The organism is Angustibacter peucedani (genome assembly GCF_054779595.1).
In genome coordinates this window covers 21,303-39,695 of the sequence record NZ_BAAGXY010000008.1, presented here as the reverse complement: position 1 = coordinate 39,695, position 18,393 = coordinate 21,303, and the positions used below count along the sequence as shown (strand labels likewise).

The following is an 18,393-nucleotide window of genomic DNA, read 5'->3' as shown; positions in this document are numbered from 1 at the left end:
CGAGGGGTCAGGAGGGGCGGGTGTGGAGCTGGCGGGCGGCCTCGGCGATGGAGCCGGACATCGAGGGGTAGACCGTGAACGACGCGGCGACCTGGTCGACGGTGAGCTTGGTCTGCACCGCGAGCGCCACCGGGAAGACGAGCTCGGAGGCCCGCGGCGCCACCACGACGCCGCCCATCACGATGCCGGTGCCGGTGCGCGAGAAGAGCTTGACGAAGCCGTCCCGCACGTTCTGCATCTTGGCCCGCGGGTTGGTGGCCAGCGGCAGCATGACCTGCTCGAAGGCGATCCCCGCCTCCTCCAGCGCCGGCGCCGACCAGCCCACGGTCGCGATCTCGGGGTCGGTGAAGATGTTGGCCGCCACGGCCCGCAGGTTCAGGGGCTGCACCGCGTCCCCGAGCGCGTGCGACATCGCGATCCGTCCCTGCATGGCGGCGACCGACGCGAGCGGCAGCACCCCGGTGCAGTCGCCCGCCCCGTAGACCCCGCGCGCCGTCGTCCGCGAGACGCCGTCGACCTCGATGTGCCCGGACGACGACAGGGCCACCCCCGCCGCCTCCAGACCGAGGTCCTCGGTGTTCGGCACGGAGCCCACCGCCATGACGCAGTGCGAGGCCGCCACGGTCCGTCCGTCGGTGAGAGTCACCAGCACGCCCGCGCCCTGCCGCTGCACCGACTGCGCCCGCGAGCGTCCCAGCACGTTCATGCCGCGGCGGGTGAAGACGTCCTCGATCACGGCTGCGGCGTCGGCGTCCTCGCCGGGCAGCACGCGGTCGCGCGACGACACGAGCGTGACCTCGCACCCGAGCCCCAGGTAGGCGTGGGCGAACTCCGCGCCGGTGACGCCCGACCCGACGACCACGACGTGCTCGGGCAGCTCGGGCAGGTCGTACACCTGCTGCCAGGTCAGGATCCGCTCGCCGTCCGGGAGGGCCGACTCCAGCTCGCGCGGCCGCGCCCCCGTCGACACGAGCACGACGTCGGCGTCCAGCACCTGCTCGGCCCCGCCGTCCGCCGGCGTCACGACCACGCGCTCCGGCCCGTCGAGCCGTCCGCGGCCGCGCACGACCGTGACGCCGTCGCGCGCGAGCCGTGCCCCGATGTCGTCGCTCTGCGCCCGCGCGAGCGCCTTGACCCGCTCGTTCACGACGCGCAGGTCGGCGCGCGCGACCTCGCCCGGCTCGGGCGACTCGGCCAGCCGGACGCCGAGCCCGGCCGCCGCGAAGAAGCGCGACATGAAGTCGGACGTCGAGATCAACGTCTTGCTCGGCACGCAGTCGGTGAGCACCGCCGCACCGCCCAGGCCGTCGCGGTCGACCACCGTGACCTCGGCCCCGAGATGGGCCGCCACGAGCGCGCTCTCGTAGCCGCCGGGACCTCCCCCGACGACCACGACCCGCTGCGCTGCCCGCTCGCTGCTCACGGCGTCCATCCAACCACCCGGTCCCCTAACCTGAGGGCCATGCCCCTGTACGCCGCCTACGGCAGCAACCTGGACTCGCGCCGCATGGGCGAACGGGCACCGCACTCCCCGCCGTGCGGCACCGGCTGGCTCAGCGGCTGGCGGCTGACCTTCGGCGGCGAGGACATCAGCTGGCAGGGCGCGCTTGCCACGATCGTCGAGGACGCCGGCACCCAGGTCTACGTGGCGCTGTACGACATCACGCCGGCCGACGAGGCGACGCTCGACGACTGGGAGGGCGCCGGGCTCGGCACGTACCGCAAGGTGCGCGTGCGGGTGCACACCCTGGACGGCGACGAGATGGCGTGGGCGTACGTCGTCGACGGCTACGAGGGCGGGCTGCCCACCGCGAGCTACCTGGGCGAGATCGCCGACGCGGCCGAGGCCGCCGGCGCGCCCGACGACTACGTGGCCGACCTGCGCGGGCGTCCCTGCCGCTCCATCGGGTGAGCGGCCGGACGGCGGTCCGCGGGCTCGCGCTGGCCTGCCACCCGGGCCCGGCGCTGGCCGTCACCGCGCTGGCCGGGCTGCTCGCCGTCACGGCCGGTGCGACCGCCACCACGACCGCGCTCGTCGTGGTCGCGTTCCTCGTAGGCCAGCTCTCGGTCGGCTGGGCCAACGACTGGCTGGACGCCGACCGCGACGCGACCGTCGGGCGCAGCGACAAACCGGTCGCCACGGGGCAGGTCGGGCGCGAGGTGGTCCGGGTCGCGGCGCTGACGGCGCTCACGGCGAGCGTCCCGCTGTCGTTGACGCTCGGCGTCCGGGCCGGGGTGGCCCACGTCGTCGCCGTCGCGTCGGCCTGGGCGTACGACCTCGGCCTGAAGTCGACGCCGTGGTCGTGGGTGCCGTTCGCCGTGAGCTTCGGGCTGCTGCCGGACGTCGTCGTGCTGGCCCTTCCCGGTCACCACCTCGCGCCGTGGTGGCTGGTCGCCGCCGGTGCCCTCCTCGGCATCGGTGCGCACCTGGTCAACGTCCTCCCCGACCTCGACGACGACCACGCCACGGGCATCCGAGGGTTCCCGCACCGCTTGGGGCGCAAGGGTTCTGCGGTGGGTGCGGCCAGCGTGCTGGTCACGGCCGCCGCGTTGGTCGCCCTCGCGCCACCGGGCCGCACCGCCCCTGCCGCCCTCGTCGTCCTGGGCGTCGCGGTGGTGGCCGCGGCCACGGCTGCGGTCACCGGCGCCCGGGGGCGGGGGCGGCTCACGCCCCTGGTCGCCACCGCGGTCGTGGCGGCCGCGGCCGTCGTCCTCCTGCTCGCCTCGGGCGCCCGCCTCGGCTGAGCCGTTCATCCCGGCTTCATCACGACGTCGTCCGGGCCCTGGGCCGCCCGACACCCGGGGGGATAGCCTGCGCTCGGCCGGGCAGACGACCACGTCTTCTCCGCCGTGCTGACGAGGAGGCTGATCGTGCGAACCCGTTCACTGCGCGCCACCGTCGTCCTGGCCATCGGGGCCTCGACCCTTGCCGTGGCGTCCTGCGCGCCACCGGAGAAGGCTGCGACCGGCGACACCAAGAAGGCGTCCACGGCGACCAGCGCCCAGGACCTCGGGGGCCTCGACGCCCTCGTCACCGCGGCCAAGAAGGAAGGCACGCTCAACGTCATCGCGCTGCCGCCGGACTGGGCCAACTACGGCGAGATCATCGCGGGCTTCACCGCCAAGTACGGCATCAAGGTCAGCTCCGCGCAGCCGGACGCCGACAGCGCCACCGAGATCTCGACCGCCAAGAACCTCAAGGGCCAGAGCACCGCGCCGGACGTCTTCGACCTCGGCACCGCGGTGGCGCTCGCCAACACCGACCTGTACGCGCCGTACAAGGTGCAGAACTTCGACAAGATCCCGGCCGAGCTCAAGGACGCGAACGGCACGTGGGTCAACGACTACGGCGGCTACATCTCGATCGGCTACGACGCCGGCAAGGTGCCCGCGCCGACCAGCTTCGCCGACCTGCTCAAGCCCGAGTACAAGGGCAAGGTCGCCCTGAACGGCAACCCCACCAAGGCCGGCGCGGCCTTCGCAGGCGTCGTCGCGGCGTCCCTCGGCAACGGCGGCTCGGCCGACGACGTCGCGCCCGGCGTCCAGTACTTCAAGAAGCTCAAGGACGCCGGCAACCTGGTGCCCGTCGACCCCACCCCGGCCACGATCCAGTCCGGCCAGACCGCCGTCGTCATCGACTGGGACTACAACAACGCGGGCCAGACGAGGGCGCTGCAGGGCAAGGTCGACTGGAAGTCGGTCATCCCCGAGGGCGCGGTCAACGGCGCCTACTACGTGCAGGCCATCAACAAGGACGCGCCGCACCCGGCCGCCGCGCGCCTGTGGCAGGAGTACCTGTACTCCGACGAGGGCCAGAACCTCTGGCTCAAGGGCGGCGCCCGCCCGGTGCGCGGCGAGGAGATGTCGCAGGCCGGCACCATCGACAAGGCCGCCTACGACGCCCTGCCGAAGGTCAGCGGCACCCCGGTCTTCATCACCGAGGCCCAGCGCACGAAGATCACCGACTACCTGAACGCCAACTGGCAGAAGGTGATGGGCTGATCCGGCGGTGACGACCGTCCCTGCGGGACGTGCTCGCGGCACCCGTCGCCGGACGGCGGGTGCCGCGCTCGGCACGCTCCCCTTCTTCGCCTTCGTGGCGGTGTTCCTCGTCGTCCCCACGGTCGTGGTGGTCGTGCAGGCGTTCCTCTCGGACGACGGCGTGCCGACGCTCGACAACGTCCGCGAGCTCGGCAACGCCGACATCCGGCGGGCGCTGCTCAACAGCGTGGTGCTCTCGGGCGTCACGGCCTTGATCGGCGCGGCGGTCGGCGCAGTGGTCGCCTACGCCGTCTCGACCGCTGCGCCGCAAGGGATCCTGCGCCGGACGGTGAGCGCGGCGTCCGGCGTCCTGGCGCAGTTCGGCGGCGTCATGCTGGCCTTCGCGTGGATCGCCACGCTCGGCCTGTCCGGCCTGGTGCCCACGCTGCTGCGCGACCACCTCGGCACCGAGGCCGACACCTCGTGGCTCTACGGCCTCAGCGGCTTCGTGCTGGTCTACCTGTACTTCCAGATCCCGTTGATGGTCATCGTCTTCCTGCCCTCGATCGACGGTCTGCGCCCCCAGTGGCGCGAGGCGGCCGAGTCGCTCGGCGGCACCACGTGGCAGTACTGGCGCCGCATCGCCGGACCGCTGCTGCTGCCGGCGTTCCTCAGCTCGGCGCTGCTGCTGTTCGCCAACGCGCTCTCGGCCTACGCCACCGCGGCCGCGCTCAACGCGCAGAGCACGTTCATCCTGCCGCTGCAGATCGGCAACGCCATCGGCAGCGAGGTCGTGCTGGGCCGGCAGAACGTCGCCAAGGCGCTCGCCCTCGAGATGGTCGTGATCGTCGCGGTCGTCATGACGGGGTACGCCTGGTTGCAGCGCCGGGCCGAGCGGTGGCTGGGCTGATGGCCAGCACCGGACGTCGTCGGGCCCGCGCCCAGCGCCGGCTGCGCTGGGCCGTGCTGCTCGTCGCCGGGTTCTTCTTCGCCCTGCCGCTGTGGGCGATGCTCGTCTTCAGCACCTCCTCGCCGCACGGCGTCACCGGCGAGACCTGGGCCCAGCTCGTGCACGTGCGCCAGCTCGGCCGCGACTACCCGACGTTCGTGGACGGCGTGAAGCTGTCGGCCGCGCTCGTCGTCCTCACCGTGCTGCTGATGCTGGTGCTGCTCGTGCCCACGATGACCTGGGTGCGGCTGCGGCTGCCGCGGCTGCGTCGTCCGATGGAGTTCCTCTGCCTGCTGCCGCTGACGATCCCCGCCATCGTGCTGGTCGTCGGCCTGGCGCCGGTGTACGCGTGGGTGACCTACTTCGTCGGGCCGTCCAGCGTCTGGCTCTTCCTCGCCTACACCGTGCTGGTGCTGCCGTACGCGTACCGCGCGATCGACGCCGGCCTGAGCGCGATCGACGTCCGCACGCTGTCCGAAGCCGCGCGCGGCCTGGGCGCCAGCTGGCCGCGGGTCTTCTGGTCGGTCATCACGCCCAACATCCGCACCGCGCTGATGTCGGCGTCGTTCCTGTCGGTGGCGTTGGTGCTGGGCGAGTACACGATCGCCTCGCTGATGAGCCGCAACAACCTGCAGGTCGGCATCTTCCAGCTCAGCCAGCGCACGCCGTCCATGTCCGTCGCGGTGTCGCTGGCCGCGCTGCTGCTGTGCTTCGTGCTCCTCGTCGTCCTCTCGCTCGCCGGCGGCCGTCGCCGCCCGGCCGTCGTGGGCGTCGCACCCGCCACCACCCAGGAGGTCGAGTGACCACCACGTCCGACGCGAGCGGTGCGGTCCGCACCGGCGTCCCGGTGCGGCTCGAGGGCCTGCACCGCCACTACGGCGGCGTCCACGCGCTCGACGGCTTCGACCTGGACCTCGCACCCGGCGAGCTCGTCGCGCTGCTCGGCCCCTCCGGCTGCGGCAAGACCACCGCGCTGCGCCTGCTCGCCGGGCTCGAGGACGCCGACGAGGGGCGCATCGTCGTCGGCGACCAGGACGTCACCGCGGTGCCCGCGAACAAGCGCGACATGGGGATGGTCTTCCAGGCCTACAGCCTCTTCCCGCACATGACCGCCCGCGACAACGTCGCGTTCGGGCTGCAGCTGCGCGGCGCGTCCGCCGCCGACCGGCGCCAGCGGGCCGGCGAGATGCTCGAGCTGGTGGGCCTGGCCGCGCAGGCCGACCGCTACGCCCACCAGATGTCCGGCGGCCAGCAGCAACGCGTCGCGCTGGCCCGGGCGCTCGCGATCCGCCCGCGCGTGCTGCTGCTCGACGAGCCGCTGTCGGCGCTCGACGCCAAGGTGCGCGTGCAGCTGCGGGACGAGATCCGGCGGATCCAGCTCGAGATCGGCACCACCACGCTGTTCGTCACGCACGACCAGGAGGAGGCGCTCGCCGTCGCCGACCGCGTGGGTGTGATGCGGGCCGGCCGGCTCGAGCAGATCGCAGCCCCCGACGAGGTCTACGCGCGGCCCGCGACGCCCTTCGTGGCCGACTTCGTCGGGCTCACCAACCGGGTCGACGGCGTGGCCAGCGGTCAGCAGGCCCGCGTGCTGGGCGCCGACGTCCCGCTGCTGCCGGGCTCGCCGACGTCCGGCGACGTGACGGTGCTGGTGCGACCCGAGTCCGTCGCGGTCACGGCCGACCCGGCGGGGACCGGCGAGATCGCCGCGGCCAGCTTCCTCGGCTCGCTCGGCCGGGTGCAGGTGCGCACGCCGGACGGCGGCGTCGTCCTCGCGCAGGTGCCGACCCGCGACGTCGAGGCGCTGGCCCCGGGCACGCGCGTGACCCTGACCGTGCGTCCGGTACCTGCGCTCGCGGTCGAGCGCAGCCGCGTATCGTCCTCGCCGTGACCACGCCTGACGCGACGCCCCCGACCGCCCCGCCGGACCTGTCCGACCCGCGCACCGACCCGTTCGACGTCGCGCAGGCCGCCGCGACCCGGCTGGCCGAGCTGACCGGGGCCGCGCACCACGACGTCGCGCTCGTGCTCGGCTCGGGCTGGGCGCCGGCCGGCGACCTGCTGGGCGAGACGCTCGCCGAGATCGCGACGACCGACCTGCCGGGCTTCAGCGCCGCCGCCGTCGCCGGCCACCACGGCGTGATCCGCTCGGTGCGCATCGGCGACACCGACCGGCGGGCGCTGGTCTTCGGCTCGCGCACCCACTACTACGAGGGCAAGGGCGTGCGGGCGGTCGTGCACGGCGTCCGGACAGCGGCCCGCGCCGGCTGCTCGACGGTCGTGCTGACGAACGGGTGCGGCGGCCTGAGCCCCGCGTGGACCCCCGGCACTCCGGTGCTGATCAGCGACCACCTCAACCTCACCGCCACCTCGCCGCTCGAGGGTGCGACCTTCGTCGACCTCACCGATCTGTACAGCAGCCGGCTGCGCGCGCTGTGCCGCGAGGTCGAGCCCGACCTCGACGAGGGCGTGTACGTGCAGTTCCCCGGCCCGCACTACGAGACGCCGGCCGAGGTGCAGATGGCCAAGGTGCTCGGCGGCCACCTGGTCGGCATGTCGACGACGCTGGAGGCGATCGCGGCGCGGCACGCGGGCTTGGAGGTGCTCGGCATCTCGCTCGTGACCAACCTGGCGGCGGGCATCAGCGACCAGCCGCTCGACCACGCCGAGGTGCTCGAGGCCGGCCGCGCCGCCGCCGAGCGCTGCGGGCGGATGCTCGCCGACGTCGTCCGGCGGATCTGATGGCGGTCGACGACGAGCTGCTCGCGCGGGCGGTGCTCTGGCGCGACGACGACCCGGACGACGCCACGCGGGCCGAGCTCGACGACCTGGTCGCACGGGTGCGCGGCGGCGACCTGGAGGCGCTGGCCGAGCTGGCCGACCGCTTCGACGGCACGCTCGAGTTCGGCACCGCCGGGCTGCGCGGAGCCATCGCGGCCGGCCCGAACCGGATGAACCGCGCGGTCGTGATCCGTGCGGCCGCAGGCCTCACCGCCTACCTCGCCGCCGAGAACGGCCGACCGCCGCGCGTGGTCGTCGGCTTCGACGCCCGCCACCGCAGCGACGACTTCGCACGCGACACCGCGGCCGTCGTCACCGCCGCGGGCGGCGAGGCCTTCGTGCTGCCGCGCCCGCTGCCGACCCCGGTGCTGGCCTTCGCGATCCGGCACCTCGGCGTCGACGCCGGCGTGATGGTCACCGCGAGCCACAACCCGCCGCAGGACAACGGCTACAAGGTCTACCTTGGCGACGGCAGCCAGATCGTGCCGCCGGCCGACGCCGGCATCGCGGCCGCCATCGCAGCGGTGCCGACGGTGCAGTCCGTGCCGCGCGCCGACGACGGCTGGACGACGCTCGGCGACGACGTGCTGGAGTCCTACCTCGACGCGGTCGCGGCCGTCGTCCGGCCGGACTCCCCCCGCGACCTGCGGGTCGTGCACACGCCCCTGCACGGCGTGGGTCGCGACGTGCTCGTCGGCGCCCTGCAGCGCGCCGGTTTCGCGGCGCCGTACGTCGTGCCCAGCCAGGGCGACCCCGACCCCGACTTCCCGACGGTCGCCTTCCCCAACCCCGAGGAGGCCGGCGCGATCGACGCCGCGCTCGACGCCGCCCGCGAGCAGCAGGCCGACGTCGTCCTCGCCAACGACCCGGACGCCGACCGGTGCGCCGTCGCGGTGCCCGACCCGGCGGCCGACGGCGGGTGGCGGATGCTCGGCGGCGACGAGGTGGGCGTGCTGCTCGGCGCCTACGTCGTGCGCCGGCTCGAGGCCGACGGCGGCGTGCCCGAGGGCACGGTGATGGCGAACTCGGTCGTCAGCGGGCGGCAGCTGGCCGCGGTGTGCGCGGCTCACGGCGTGCGCCACGTCGAGACCCTCACCGGCTTCAAGTGGATCAGCCGCGTGCCCGGCCTGCGGTACGGCTACGAGGAGGCGCTCGGCTACTGCGTCGACCCCGCCCGAGTGCGCGACAAGGACGGCGTCAGCGCCGCCCTGCTCGTGGCCGAGCTGGCCGCGACGCTGAAGGCCGAGGGGCGCACCCTGCTGGACGAGCTCGACGACCTCGCCGCCGCCACCGGGGTGCACCTCACCGGCCAGCACAGCGTGCGCGTCGAGGACCTCTCGCTCATCACCGACGCCATGGCGCGGCTGCGGGCCGAGCCCCCGGCCGAGCTGGCGGGCGCGGCCGTCGAGCGGCGCGACGACCTCGCGACCGGCTCGGCCGAGCTGCCGCCCACCGACGGGCTGCGCTGGTACACCGCCGACGGCAGCCGCGTGATCGTGCGGCCGAGCGGCACGGAGCCCAAGCTCAAGGCCTACCTCGAGGTCGTCGAGCCGGTCACCGGCTCGGACGGCGCGGCGGCCCGGGCCGTGGCGGCCGAGCGGCTCGCCGCGCTGCGTGCCGACGTCGCGGCGGCGGTCGGGCTGTGAGCTCGCTGGTGCTGCGTCCCCTGCGGGTGGACGACGAGGCCGCCGCGCGCCGGGCCCACGAGGAGCTGCTCGCCGACCACTTCGAGTTCCTGCTCGACACCCGCGAGGGCGAGCCCTGGGCCGACTACGTGGCCCGCCTCGACCGGGTCTCGCGCGGCGAGGACGTGCGCGAGGGCTGGGTGCCGGCGTCGTTCCTCGTGGCCGACGTCGACGGCGAGGTGGTGGGGCGGATCTCGGTGCGGCACGGCCTCAACGACTGGCTGGCCGAGCACGGCGGCCACATCGGCTACGGCGTACGGCCGGGCTCGCGCCGGCGCGGGTACGCGAGCGAGATGCTGCGCCAGGCGCTGGACGTCGCGCGATCGGTCGGGCTGACCCGCGTCATGGTCACGTGCGAGCCGTCCAACACCGGTTCGGCCGCGGTGATCGAGCGCTGCGGCGGGGTCTTCGAGCGGCTGTCGCAGGCGAGCGACGAGCAGGTCGCCATGCGCCGCTGCTGGATCGACCTCGAGAAGGACGCTCCGGTCACGCCGTGACGACGAGCTCCGCGACGTCCGGGTGCAGGGCAGCCAGCCCGGCGTCCAACGTCACCAGCCGGGCGCTGCGCCGGAGGGCCAGCTCGGCCAGGTAGGCGTCGGTGACCTGCCGGTGACCGATCACCCCGTGCATCGTCACCTGCTGGTACCCCAGGTCGTCAGGCCAGAACTCGTGCCCGGGCTGGGCGCAGATGCGCGCCAGCAGGCGCTGGCCGGCCACCGCGCTGCGACCTTGGAGCACGGCGATGCGCACCAGGGCGCCCTGCGTGATCGGACAGGTGGCGAAAGCCGGGTCGGAGCGCTCGCCCCACCACCGGTCCGCCGCGGCGTGGTGCACGTGGTCCGGTAGCGAGAGCGCGACCAGCACGTTGCCGTCGAGCAGCTGCGTCATGCGTCGTCGTCCAGCGCCCGGACGTCGTCTGCCGTGATCGGATGTCCCGTCGCCTCGAACGTCGGGAACCCGTGACGGGACGACGACTCGCGAGGCGACGGGTCGGTCGGCTCCTGCTGCAGTCCTCGCCGCATGATCTCGGCGACCACGCTGCTGAGCGACTGGTGCCGGTCGTGCGCGATCGCTCGCGCGGCTCGGTGCAGGTCGTCCGGGAGGTCGATCGTCGTACGCATCAACGCATCATAGCATCGCCATCATGATGACATGATGCTACCGGCGTCGGACGCTGCGCCCGACCTGGACTAACCTGTCTCCGGTGAGCACCTCCACCGTGCCTGCGACGGCGCAGGCTGATCTCGCCGCGATCGCCGGCATCGACTCGCTGTCCGACGCCGCGCTCCGCCGGTTCCTGCACGGCCTTCCCGGCGTCGACCAGGTCGGCCTCGAGGCCCGCGCGGCGGCCCTCGGCACGCGGTCGATCAAGACGACGTCCAAGGCCTGGGGCATCGACACCGCGATCGGCATGATCGACCTCACGACGCTCGAGGGCGCCGACACCCCCGGCAAGGTCCGCACCCTGTGCGCCAAGGCGGCCCACCCCGACCCGAGCGACCCGTCGTGCCCCAAGGTCGCCGCGGTCTGCGTCTACAACGACCTGGTCGACGTCGCCGTCGACGCGCTGCGCGGCACCGGCATCCACGTCGCGGCGGTCGCCACGGCGTTCCCGAGCGGTCGCGCCAGCCGGGCCGTCAAGCTCGCCGACACCCGCGACGCCGTCGAGGCCGGCGCCGACGAGATCGACATGGTGATCGACCGCGGGGCGTTCCTGTCCGGCCGCTACCTGCAGGTCTTCGAGGAGATCGCCGAGACCAAGGCCGCCTGCACGGCGACCGACGGCCGCGAGGCGCACCTGAAGGTCATCCTCGAGACCGGCGAGCTCAGCACCTACGACAACGTCCGGCGCGCGTCGTGGCTCGCCATGCTGGCGGGCGGCGACTTCATCAAGACCAGCACCGGCAAGGTGCAGCCCGCGGCCACCCTGCCCGTCACGCTGCTGATGCTCGAGGCGGTGCGCGACTTCCGGCTGGCCGGCGGTCGGCAGGTCGGCGTCAAGCCCGCCGGCGGCATCCGCACCAGCAAGGACGCGCTGAAGTACCTCGTCGTCGTCAGCGAGACGGCCGGCGACGACTGGATGGACCCGGACTGGTTCCGGTTCGGCGCCTCGACGCTGCTCAACGACCTGCTGCTGCAGCGCCAGAAGCTCGCCACCGGCCGCTACTCCGGCCCCGACTACGTCACCCTGGACTGAGCGGATCTGATCACGATGCCCACCTTCGAGTACGCCCCCGCACCGGAGTCGCGCTCCGTCGTCGACCTGCAGCCGTCCTACGGCCTGTTCATCGACGGCGAGTTCGGCGACCCGTCGTCCGGCGCGTCGTTCAAGACGGTCAGCCCGAGCACCGAGGAGGTGCTGGCCGAGGTCGCCGAGGGCGACGCCGCGGACGTCGACCGCGCCGTCCGCGCCGCCCGCCGCGCGTACGACCGGGTCTGGTCGAGGCTGTCCGGCGCCGAGCGCGGCAAGTACCTGTTCCGCATCGCGCGGATCATCCAGGAGCGCTCGCGCGAGCTCGCCGTCCTGGAGTCGCTCGACAACGGCAAGCCGATCAAGGAGAGCCGCGACGTCGACGTCCCGCAGGCGGCCGCGTGGTTCTTCTACTACGCCGGCTGGGCCGACAAGCTCGACCACGCCGGGCTCGGGCCCGACCCGAAGGCGCTCGGCGTCGCGGGTCAGGTCATCCCGTGGAACTTCCCGCTGCTGATGCTGGCCTGGAAGATCGCGCCCGCGCTCGCGTGCGGCAACACCGTGGTGCTCAAGCCGGCCGAGACCACGCCGCTGACGGCGTTGCTGTTCGCGGAGATCTGCCAGCAGGCCGACCTGCCGGCCGGCGTGGTGAACATCGTCACCGGGGCCGGCGAGACCGGCCGTGCGGTGGTCGAGCACCCGGACGTCGACAAGGTGGCCTTCACCGGCTCGACCGAGGTCGGCAAGCGCATCGCGCGGGCCGTGGCCGGCAGCCGCAAGAAGGTCACCCTCGAGCTCGGCGGCAAGGGCGCCAACATCGTGTACGACGACGCGCCGGTCGACCAGGCCGTCGAGGGCATCGTCACCGGCATCTTCTTCAACCAGGGCCACGTCTGCTGCGCGGGCTCGCGGCTGCTGGTGCAGGAGAACGTCGCCGACGAGGTCGTCGAGCGGCTCAAGCGCCGGCTGTCGACGCTGCGCGTGGGCGACCCGCTCGACAAGAACACCGACGTCGGTGCCATCAACTCGGCCGAGCAGCTCGCCCGCATCACCGAGCTGGCACAGGTCGGCGAGGACGAAGGTGCCGAGCGCTGGTCGCCGGCCTGCGACCTGCCGGGCAACGGCTTCTGGTTCGCCCCCACGGTCTTCACCGGCGTCTCGAACACCCACCGCATCGCGCAGGAGGAGGTGTTCGGCCCGGTGCTGTCGGTGCTGACCTTCCGCACGCCCGACGAGGCCGTGGCCAAGGCCAACAACACGCCGTACGGGCTGTCGGCCGGCATCTGGACCGACAAGGGCTCGCGCATCCTGTGGACCGCCGACCGGCTGCGCGCCGGCGTGGTGTGGGCCAACACGTTCAACAAGTTCGACCCCAGCTCGCCCTTCGGCGGGTACAAGGAGTCCGGTTACGGCCGCGAGGGCGGCCGCCACGGCCTGGAGGCCTACCTTGCCCACTGACACCCGGCTCGAGGTCCGCAAGACCTACAAGCTCTACGTCGGCGGGGCCTTCCCGCGCAGCGAGTCCGGCCGCTCGTACGAGGTCACCGACAGCCGAGGCCGCTTCCTGGCCAACGCGGCGCAGGGCTCGCGCAAGGACGCGCGCGACGCCGTCGTCGCGGCCCGGGGCGCGGTGGGCAAGTGGTCGTCGGCCACCGCCTACAACCGCGGCCAGGTGCTGTACCGCGTGGCCGAGCTGCTCGAGGGCCGGCGCGCGCAGTTCGTCGACGAGGTCTTGCGCGGCGAGGGCCTGCAGCGCGCCCGCGCCGAGAAGGTCGTCGACGCCGCGATCGACCGCTGGGTCTGGTACGCGGGGTGGTCGGACAAGGTCGCGCAGGTGCTCGGCAACCTCAACCCGGTCGCCGGCCCGTTCTTCGACATCAGCGCGCCCGAGCCCACCGGCGTCGTCGCGGTGCTGGCGCCGCAGCGCTCGTCGCTGCTCGGCCTGGTGTCGGTCGTCGCACCGGCGATCGTCACCGGCAACACCGTCGTGGTCGTGGCCAGCGAGCGCCGACCACTGCCGGCCGTGTCGCTGGGCGAGGTGCTCGCGACGTCCGACGTGCCGGGCGGTGTGGTCAACGTGCTGACCGGCCGCACGGCCGAGATCGCTCCGTGGCTGGCCTCGCACATGGACGTCAACGCGATCGACCTCGCGGGCGCCGCGGAGGCCGAGGGCCTCGCCTGGCCCGACCTCGAGGTCGCCGCGGCCGACAACCTCAAGCGGGTCGTGCGCCCGTCGGTCGACGCGGCCGGTGCGGCGGTCGAGCCGGACTGGCGCCCCGAGCCGGGCCTGGACCGGCTGCGCCGGTTCCTCGAGACCAAGACCGTCTGGCACCCCAAGGGCACGTGAGCGTCCCGGCGTTCGTCGTCGCGCTCTCGCGCGGCGAGGCCACGACGACGTCCGAGGTGACGGGCGGGCTCGCGGTGGTCAACGACGTCTACCCGGTCTCGCACGAGCAGAACCGCCTGCTGCTGACCGCACCCACGCCCTGGGACGTCGCCGTGGCGGACGCCGAGCGCGTGCAGGGCGGCGCCGGGCTGGCCCACCGCCGGGTCGACTGGCTGACCGGCGCACCCGACGACGTCACGGACGACGCGGTGCGCGCTGCCGGCTGGCAGCCGTCGCACGCGGTGTTCATGCACCTCGACGGACCTGCCGACGCCTCGCCGGGCGCGGCGCGCACGGTGCCCTGGTCCGTCGTCCGGCCGGCCGTGCTGGCCGACTGGCGCGAGGCGCTGCCCGACCTGGACGACGACGGCGTCCGCCAGCTCGCCGACCGCCGCGAGGCCACGGCGCGCGCCTGCGGCCTGTCGTGGCACGTCGTGCTGGACGACGAGGACCCGGTGTCGTGGTGCAGCCTGCGCGTGCTCGACCTGGACGGCGAACGGATGGCGCAGGTCGAGGAGGTCATGACGCTGCCGTCGCACCAGGGCCGCGGGTTCGCCCGCAACGTGGTGGCCCACGCGGTGGGCGCGGCTCGTGCGGCGGGCGCCGGGCTGGTGTGGCTCGAGGCCGACCGCGACGACTGGCCGCGAGAGCTCTACTCCCGCATCGGTTTCGAGGTCCGAGGCCCGGCCACGACGGTGGCCACGCGGTCGCCGTCCGAGCAGGTGGCGTCATGAGCGAGCAGGAGCACCGCGCCTGGCACGCGGCGCGCCTGGCCCGGCTCGTCGGGCCGCGCGGCGCCCTGGCGCTGACCGGCACGCACTGGCTCGAGGACGAGCTGGTGCTCGACGGCGTGCCCGGCACCTGGCGGGCGGTCGAGGGGTCGAGCCCGCCGCGCGCCACGCTCACCGCCGCGGCTCGCGACAGCGTGGTCGTCGACGGCGCGCCGCTCGACGGCACGGTCGAGGTGGTGAGCGACCTCCTCGGCGAGCCCACGCCGGTCGTCGCGGGTCGGCTGCAGCTGGTGCTGGTCGACCGCGAGGGCGTCCTCGGCGTCCGCGTCTACGACCCGGATGCCCACCGCCGCAGCGGTTTCGACGGCGTCGAGACGTTCCCGTACGACCCGGCGCTCGAGCGTCCCGCCACCTTCGAGCCGTACGAGACCGAGCAGGTCGTGCCGGTCGACAGCGTCGACGGCGTGCGGCGCACGCTGCCGATCGGTGGCGTGGTGGCCTTCGAGCTCGCCGGCACGACCGTGCGGCTGGCCGTCGAGCGCGACCCGGACGACGGCGTCCTGCAGGCCGTGTTCCGCGACCGCACGGGCGACCGCGCGGCCGGCGGCACGGCCTACCCCTTCCGGTTCCTGAACTTCCCGCCGCCGGACGGCGAGAGCCGCACCGTCGCCGACCTCAACCAGGTCTTCCTGCCGCCGTGCGCGTTCAGCGACCACTTCGTCTGCCCGCTGCCGCCGCCGGGCAACTCCCTCGACGTCGCCGTCGAGGGCGGCGAGGCCCGCGTGCGCTGGGCGCCACCGGCCTGACCCGCCCGCGCCCGCTCAGGGCGCGAGGAGCACGCGCGTCCAGAGGTCGAGCAGCAACCGCTCGACCTCGTCCGGGCCGAGGCCACGGGCGGTGAGCAGCTCGTAGAACTCCGGGGCGTTCGTCGACCACACCAGGTCGGCCACCCGGTCGTCGTCCAGGTCGGGCCGCACCTCGCCCGTCGACCGCAGGTCGCGGGCCAGCAGCCGCATGTTCGCCGCGCGCCGCTCGCCCAGGCCCGCCAGCACCTCGGCCGCCGCGGGGTCGCTCGCGGCGGCCTGGCGCAGCACGGCGACGAGCGGCACGACCCGCTGGTGGCGCGCGGCGATGGCCGCCGCGTAGACCGCCAGCTTGGAGCGCGCGTCGGGGGCGGCCTGCATCTCGCGCACGTAGTCGCGCTCGGCCGACGCGGTCGGGACGTCGGCGGGCCGGCCCGGGTCGTGGCCGGCCAGCGCCTCGTCCACCAGGGCGAGGACCAGCTGCGGCTTGCGCCCGACCGCCGCGTACACGGTGTCGACGGCCACGCCGGCGTCGCGCGCGACCTGCGCGACCGTCGTCCCGGCGTAGCCGTCGGCCGTGAACCGGGCGTGCGCCGCCTGCAGCACCGCCCGGCGGGTGCCGGCAGCCTGCTCGGCCCGCTGCGGGGAGCGGTAGGTGCGGGTCTTGACCGGTCGCGTCACGCGTCCTAGCCTACCCGTATTCGGCAGAACGTCATTCGGATGAATTGCCGTCGAGGCGCCGGAGGTGCCGCATGGGGTCCGTCGACCAGTCCACCCACAGCCCCGCCACCGCGCTCGCGCCGGTCTTCCGGGCCGCCGGCACCGGCCGGGGCACCTGGGCCATGGGCTCGCTGTTCGAGAGCCTGCTGGCCGCGTCCGAGAGCGACGGCGAGCTCGGGGTGTCGGTGGTGCTGCAACCGCCCGGCACGGCCACGCCGCTGCACGTGCACACCCACGAGTCCGAGGCGTTCTACCTGCTCGAGGGCACCATGACCTACCGCGCGGGCGACGAGACCTTCCACCTCGGCGCCGGCGACTTCGTGTACCTGCCGAAGGCCGTGCCGCACGCCTTCCGCGTCACCGGCGAGGCCCCGGTGCGGTTCGTCGGGCTCACGGTGCCCGGCGCGCTGCTCGGCCTGTACGACGAGGTGGGGGTGCCGGCGACCGAGCACCGGCTGCCGGGCGCCGACGGCCTGCCGATGGACGTCGAGATCAGCCGCTGGAACGAGGTCGGCCCGCGCTACGGCCTGCGGGTGGTCGGGCCGCCGATCCCGGCCTAGGCCGCCACGGCCGCCGTGCTGTCGGCGCCGCGGCGCACCAGCGCCGGCCCGATCGCCGCCCCCACCGCGGCAGCCACGAGCGACAGCACGAGAGCGCCGCCCCACACCACCCAGCGCCCGGCCTCGAGCGCGTGCGCGCCGGCCACCGGGCCGACCAGCGCGCTGGCGCCGTACGCCAGCCCGATCATCCCGTTGTACCGCCCGCGCAGGTGGTCGGGCGAGATGGCGTTGACGATGGACGGCGCGACGGCGTTGAAGCCGATCTCGCCGACCGTCCAGACCGCCACCGTGGCGCCGTAGGCCACCAGCGTGTGGGCGAAACCGGTGAGGAAGAACCCCACACCCAGCACGAGGATCGACCCGACGTAGAGCGGCACCTGCGGCAGCGTGCGCAGCGCCGGGAAGGTCAACGGCTGCAACGCGATGATGACGACGGGGTTGACCGCGTACGCCAGCCCGTAGGCCGCCGGCGAGAGGCCGTCGCCGCGCATGGCCAGGGGCAGCGCGACGTACGCCTGCATGTAGACGCAGGCCCCCACCAGCGTCAGCGCGGTGAGCGCCAGCAGCAACCGGTCGCGCAGGACCTCGCCGTAGCCGCCGGACGCCCCCGGCTCGGGAGCCGCGCGCGACTCGGGCACGCCGCGCGCGACCAGCACCGCGAACAGCAGGCAGGTCACGGCGTCCAGGGCGAACAGCAGCCACCAGCCGCGCTCGGCGAGCAGGCCGCCCACCACGCCGCTGACCGAGACGCCGAGGTTGACCGCCCAGTACATGAGGCCGAACGCCCGCGGTCGGTCGGCGGGCGCGACGATCTCGGCCACGGCGGCGCTCGCCGCCGGGCGGTAGACGTCGATCGCCAGGCCCAGCAGCAGCGCGCACACGGCGATCAGCGGGAGCGGACGGGCCAGGCCGAGCGCCCCCATGCCGACCGCGGTGGCCAGCAGCCCGCCGACCAGCGTCGGACGTCGTCCGTACCGGTCGGCCAGCCAGCCGCCGAGCGGCTGCGAGGCCATCGCCCCGGCGCCGAAGCACGACACCATCGTCCCGGCGGTGCCGACGTCGACGTGACGGCCGCCGACGAGGTACAGCGCCAGGAACGGCTCGACGAACTGCCCGACCCGGTTGACCACGGTGCCGGCGAACAGCACCCAGAACGGGCGGGGCAGACCCCCTGCCGTGCGCTGCCACCAGTCCCTCACGCGCCCACCGTAGGGCGCGGCGCCGACAGCGCCGACAGGCCCGTCAGCTCACCAGCGCAGCCCCGCGGCGGCCAGCCCGGCCTCGGCCGCGAGCCGGTCGACCGGGTTGAACGGCGGCGTCTGCGGCGGCTCCACGCCGAGCATGCGACAGGCGTCCCGCAGCACCGCGTCGTAGGCCAGCGTGGCCGACAGCAGGCGGTGGTAGAGCGCGGGCGTGCGCGGGTCGCAGGCCCGCAGGCGCGCGATCTCGACGTCCAGCCGGTGCAGCGACGCCCGCAGGTCGTGCAGCTGCTCGACCGCGGGGTCCGGCGGCAGCACCCGGCGCACGCCGACGGCGTGCAGCGCGGCGCGGCCTGCGCGTCGTGCCAGCGGCCCGGTCCGGGCGCCGATGCCCATGCCTCCATGCT

21 protein-coding genes are annotated in these 18,393 nt (G+C 74.3%); 15 read left to right on the top strand and 6 right to left on the bottom strand.

Features of this window, described 5'->3' with window-relative positions:
* Positions 1-7: 7 nt before the first annotated feature.
* The gene (locus ACYVJ4_RS02700) at positions 8-1,432 is read right to left on the bottom strand and encodes an NAD(P)H-quinone dehydrogenase (protein ID WP_460458563.1); all 1,425 of its coding nucleotides are present in this window, start codon (positions 1,430-1,432) and stop codon (positions 8-10) included.
* A 30-nt stretch (positions 1,433-1,462) separates the two neighbouring features.
* On the opposite strand from ACYVJ4_RS02700, the gene ACYVJ4_RS02695 reads away from it, so the two are divergent.
* The 9 genes from ACYVJ4_RS02695 to ACYVJ4_RS02655 all read left to right on the top strand — a co-directional run bounded on the left by ACYVJ4_RS02695 (position 1,463) and on the right by ACYVJ4_RS02655 (position 9,893).
* Positions 1,463-1,912, top strand: a complete 450-nt coding sequence (locus tag ACYVJ4_RS02695) for a gamma-glutamylcyclotransferase family protein (RefSeq protein ID WP_460458562.1) — start codon at positions 1,463-1,465, stop codon at positions 1,910-1,912.
* Complete coding sequence (locus ACYVJ4_RS02690) at positions 1,909-2,745, top strand: UbiA family prenyltransferase (protein WP_460458561.1); 837 nt, start codon at positions 1,909-1,911, stop codon at positions 2,743-2,745. Before ACYVJ4_RS02695 ends, ACYVJ4_RS02690 begins: the two co-directional genes overlap by 4 nt.
* 126 nt (positions 2,746-2,871) lie before the next feature.
* A complete protein-coding gene (locus ACYVJ4_RS02685) occupies positions 2,872-4,002 on the top strand; it encodes an ABC transporter substrate-binding protein (protein WP_460458560.1) in 1,131 nt (376 codons plus the stop codon).
* Positions 4,003-4,009: 7 nt separating this feature from the next.
* Positions 4,010-4,891, top strand: a complete 882-nt coding sequence (locus ACYVJ4_RS02680) for an ABC transporter permease (protein WP_460458559.1) — start codon at positions 4,010-4,012, stop codon at positions 4,889-4,891.
* Positions 4,891-5,733, top strand: a complete 843-nt coding sequence (locus ACYVJ4_RS02675; RefSeq protein WP_460458558.1) for an ABC transporter permease — start codon at positions 4,891-4,893, stop codon at positions 5,731-5,733. The genes ACYVJ4_RS02680 and ACYVJ4_RS02675 overlap by 1 nt, the downstream gene beginning before the upstream one ends.
* Positions 5,730-6,821 carry an ABC transporter ATP-binding protein gene (locus tag ACYVJ4_RS02670; protein ID WP_460458557.1) on the top strand — a complete coding sequence of 364 codons (1,092 nt, stop codon included), beginning with the start codon at positions 5,730-5,732 and terminating at the stop codon, positions 6,819-6,821. The genes ACYVJ4_RS02675 and ACYVJ4_RS02670 overlap by 4 nt, the downstream gene beginning before the upstream one ends.
* On the top strand, positions 6,818-7,672 hold the full coding sequence (locus tag ACYVJ4_RS02665) for a purine-nucleoside phosphorylase (protein WP_460458556.1): 855 nt from the start codon (positions 6,818-6,820) through the stop codon (positions 7,670-7,672). Before ACYVJ4_RS02670 ends, ACYVJ4_RS02665 begins: the two co-directional genes overlap by 4 nt.
* On the top strand, positions 7,672-9,357 hold the full coding sequence (locus tag ACYVJ4_RS02660) for a phospho-sugar mutase (RefSeq protein ID WP_460458555.1): 1,686 nt from the start codon (positions 7,672-7,674) through the stop codon (positions 9,355-9,357). Before ACYVJ4_RS02665 ends, ACYVJ4_RS02660 begins: the two co-directional genes overlap by 1 nt.
* The gene (locus tag ACYVJ4_RS02655; protein ID WP_460458554.1) at positions 9,354-9,893 is read left to right on the top strand and encodes a GNAT family N-acetyltransferase; all 540 of its coding nucleotides are present in this window, start codon (positions 9,354-9,356) and stop codon (positions 9,891-9,893) included. The genes ACYVJ4_RS02660 and ACYVJ4_RS02655 overlap by 4 nt, the downstream gene beginning before the upstream one ends.
* On the opposite strand, the gene ACYVJ4_RS02650 is transcribed toward ACYVJ4_RS02655, so the two are convergent.
* Both ACYVJ4_RS02650 and ACYVJ4_RS02645 read right to left on the bottom strand, forming a co-directional pair.
* Positions 9,883-10,284 (bottom strand): TA system VapC family ribonuclease toxin, encoded by a 402-nt coding sequence (locus tag ACYVJ4_RS02650; RefSeq protein ID WP_460458553.1) that lies wholly within the window; start codon positions 10,282-10,284, stop codon positions 9,883-9,885. The two genes, ACYVJ4_RS02655 and ACYVJ4_RS02650, sit on opposite strands and share 11 nt — an antisense overlap.
* Positions 10,281-10,517 (bottom strand): antitoxin, encoded by a 237-nt coding sequence (locus ACYVJ4_RS02645; RefSeq protein WP_460458552.1) that lies wholly within the window; start codon positions 10,515-10,517, stop codon positions 10,281-10,283. Before ACYVJ4_RS02645 ends, ACYVJ4_RS02650 begins: the two co-directional genes overlap by 4 nt.
* Positions 10,518-10,615: 98 nt before the next feature.
* On the opposite strand from ACYVJ4_RS02645, the gene deoC reads away from it, so the two are divergent.
* Genes deoC through ACYVJ4_RS02620 form a run of 5 tightly spaced genes read left to right on the top strand, consistent with a single transcriptional unit; the run spans position 10,616 to position 15,510 of the window.
* Positions 10,616-11,593, top strand: a complete 978-nt coding sequence (gene deoC, locus ACYVJ4_RS02640) for a deoxyribose-phosphate aldolase (protein ID WP_460458606.1) — start codon at positions 10,616-10,618, stop codon at positions 11,591-11,593.
* 15 nt (positions 11,594-11,608) lie between these two features.
* Positions 11,609-13,045: an aldehyde dehydrogenase family protein gene (locus ACYVJ4_RS02635; protein WP_460458551.1), complete on the top strand. Its 1,437-nt coding sequence runs from the start codon at positions 11,609-11,611 to the stop codon at positions 13,043-13,045.
* Positions 13,035-13,934 carry an aldehyde dehydrogenase family protein gene (locus ACYVJ4_RS02630; RefSeq protein ID WP_460458550.1) on the top strand — a complete coding sequence of 300 codons (900 nt, stop codon included), beginning with the start codon at positions 13,035-13,037 and terminating at the stop codon, positions 13,932-13,934. Before ACYVJ4_RS02635 ends, ACYVJ4_RS02630 begins: the two co-directional genes overlap by 11 nt.
* A complete protein-coding gene (locus ACYVJ4_RS02625) occupies positions 13,931-14,707 on the top strand; it encodes a GNAT family N-acetyltransferase (RefSeq protein ID WP_460458549.1) in 777 nt (258 codons plus the stop codon). Before ACYVJ4_RS02630 ends, ACYVJ4_RS02625 begins: the two co-directional genes overlap by 4 nt.
* Positions 14,704-15,510: a DUF1684 domain-containing protein gene (locus ACYVJ4_RS02620; protein ID WP_460458548.1), complete on the top strand. Its 807-nt coding sequence runs from the start codon at positions 14,704-14,706 to the stop codon at positions 15,508-15,510. Before ACYVJ4_RS02625 ends, ACYVJ4_RS02620 begins: the two co-directional genes overlap by 4 nt.
* 15 nt (positions 15,511-15,525) lie before the next feature.
* Here ACYVJ4_RS02620 and ACYVJ4_RS02615 read toward each other — a convergent pair whose 3' ends face one another.
* Positions 15,526-16,188: a TetR/AcrR family transcriptional regulator gene (locus ACYVJ4_RS02615; protein WP_460458547.1), complete on the bottom strand. Its 663-nt coding sequence runs from the start codon at positions 16,186-16,188 to the stop codon at positions 15,526-15,528.
* Between the two features lie 71 nt (positions 16,189-16,259).
* Here ACYVJ4_RS02615 and ACYVJ4_RS02610 point away from each other — a divergent pair, with 71 nt between their 5' ends.
* Positions 16,260-16,787, top strand: a complete 528-nt coding sequence (locus tag ACYVJ4_RS02610) for a dimethylsulfonioproprionate lyase family protein (protein WP_460458546.1) — start codon at positions 16,260-16,262, stop codon at positions 16,785-16,787.
* Here the strand turns inward: ACYVJ4_RS02610 and ACYVJ4_RS02605 are convergent.
* Both ACYVJ4_RS02605 and ACYVJ4_RS02600 read right to left on the bottom strand, forming a co-directional pair.
* Complete coding sequence (locus tag ACYVJ4_RS02605) at positions 16,784-17,986, bottom strand: MFS transporter (protein ID WP_460458545.1); 1,203 nt, start codon at positions 17,984-17,986, stop codon at positions 16,784-16,786. The two genes, ACYVJ4_RS02610 and ACYVJ4_RS02605, sit on opposite strands and share 4 nt — an antisense overlap.
* A gap of 48 nt (positions 17,987-18,034) precedes the next feature.
* Positions 18,035-18,382, bottom strand: a complete 348-nt coding sequence (locus ACYVJ4_RS02600; RefSeq protein ID WP_460458544.1) for a hypothetical protein — start codon at positions 18,380-18,382, stop codon at positions 18,035-18,037.
* Positions 18,383-18,393 lie beyond the last annotated feature (11 nt).

Bases quoted from the DNA above. Each gene is read 5' to 3' on its own strand.
- ACYVJ4_RS02695 (WP_460458562.1), top strand. From the start codon at position 1,463: ATGCCCCTGTACGCCGCCTACGGCAGCAACCTGGACTCGCGCCGCATG.
- ACYVJ4_RS02635 (WP_460458551.1), top strand. From the start codon at position 11,609: ATGCCCACCTTCGAGTACGCCCCCGCACCGGAGTCGCGCTCCGTCGTC.
- ACYVJ4_RS02700 (WP_460458563.1), bottom strand. From the start codon at position 1,432: ATGGACGCCGTGAGCAGCGAGCGGGCAGCGCAGCGGGTCGTGGTCGTC.
- ACYVJ4_RS02600 (WP_460458544.1), bottom strand. From the start codon at position 18,382: ATGGGCATCGGCGCCCGGACCGGGCCGCTGGCACGACGCGCAGGCCGC.
- ACYVJ4_RS02675 (WP_460458558.1), top strand. From the start codon at position 4,891: ATGGCCAGCACCGGACGTCGTCGGGCCCGCGCCCAGCGCCGGCTGCGC.
- ACYVJ4_RS02650 (WP_460458553.1), bottom strand. From the start codon at position 10,284: ATGACGCAGCTGCTCGACGGCAACGTGCTGGTCGCGCTCTCGCTACCG.
- ACYVJ4_RS02620 (WP_460458548.1), top strand. From the start codon at position 14,704: ATGAGCGAGCAGGAGCACCGCGCCTGGCACGCGGCGCGCCTGGCCCGG.
- ACYVJ4_RS02610 (WP_460458546.1), top strand. From the start codon at position 16,260: ATGGGGTCCGTCGACCAGTCCACCCACAGCCCCGCCACCGCGCTCGCG.
- ACYVJ4_RS02645 (WP_460458552.1), bottom strand. From the start codon at position 10,517: ATGCGTACGACGATCGACCTCCCGGACGACCTGCACCGAGCCGCGCGA.
- ACYVJ4_RS02660 (WP_460458555.1), top strand. From the start codon at position 7,672: ATGGCGGTCGACGACGAGCTGCTCGCGCGGGCGGTGCTCTGGCGCGAC.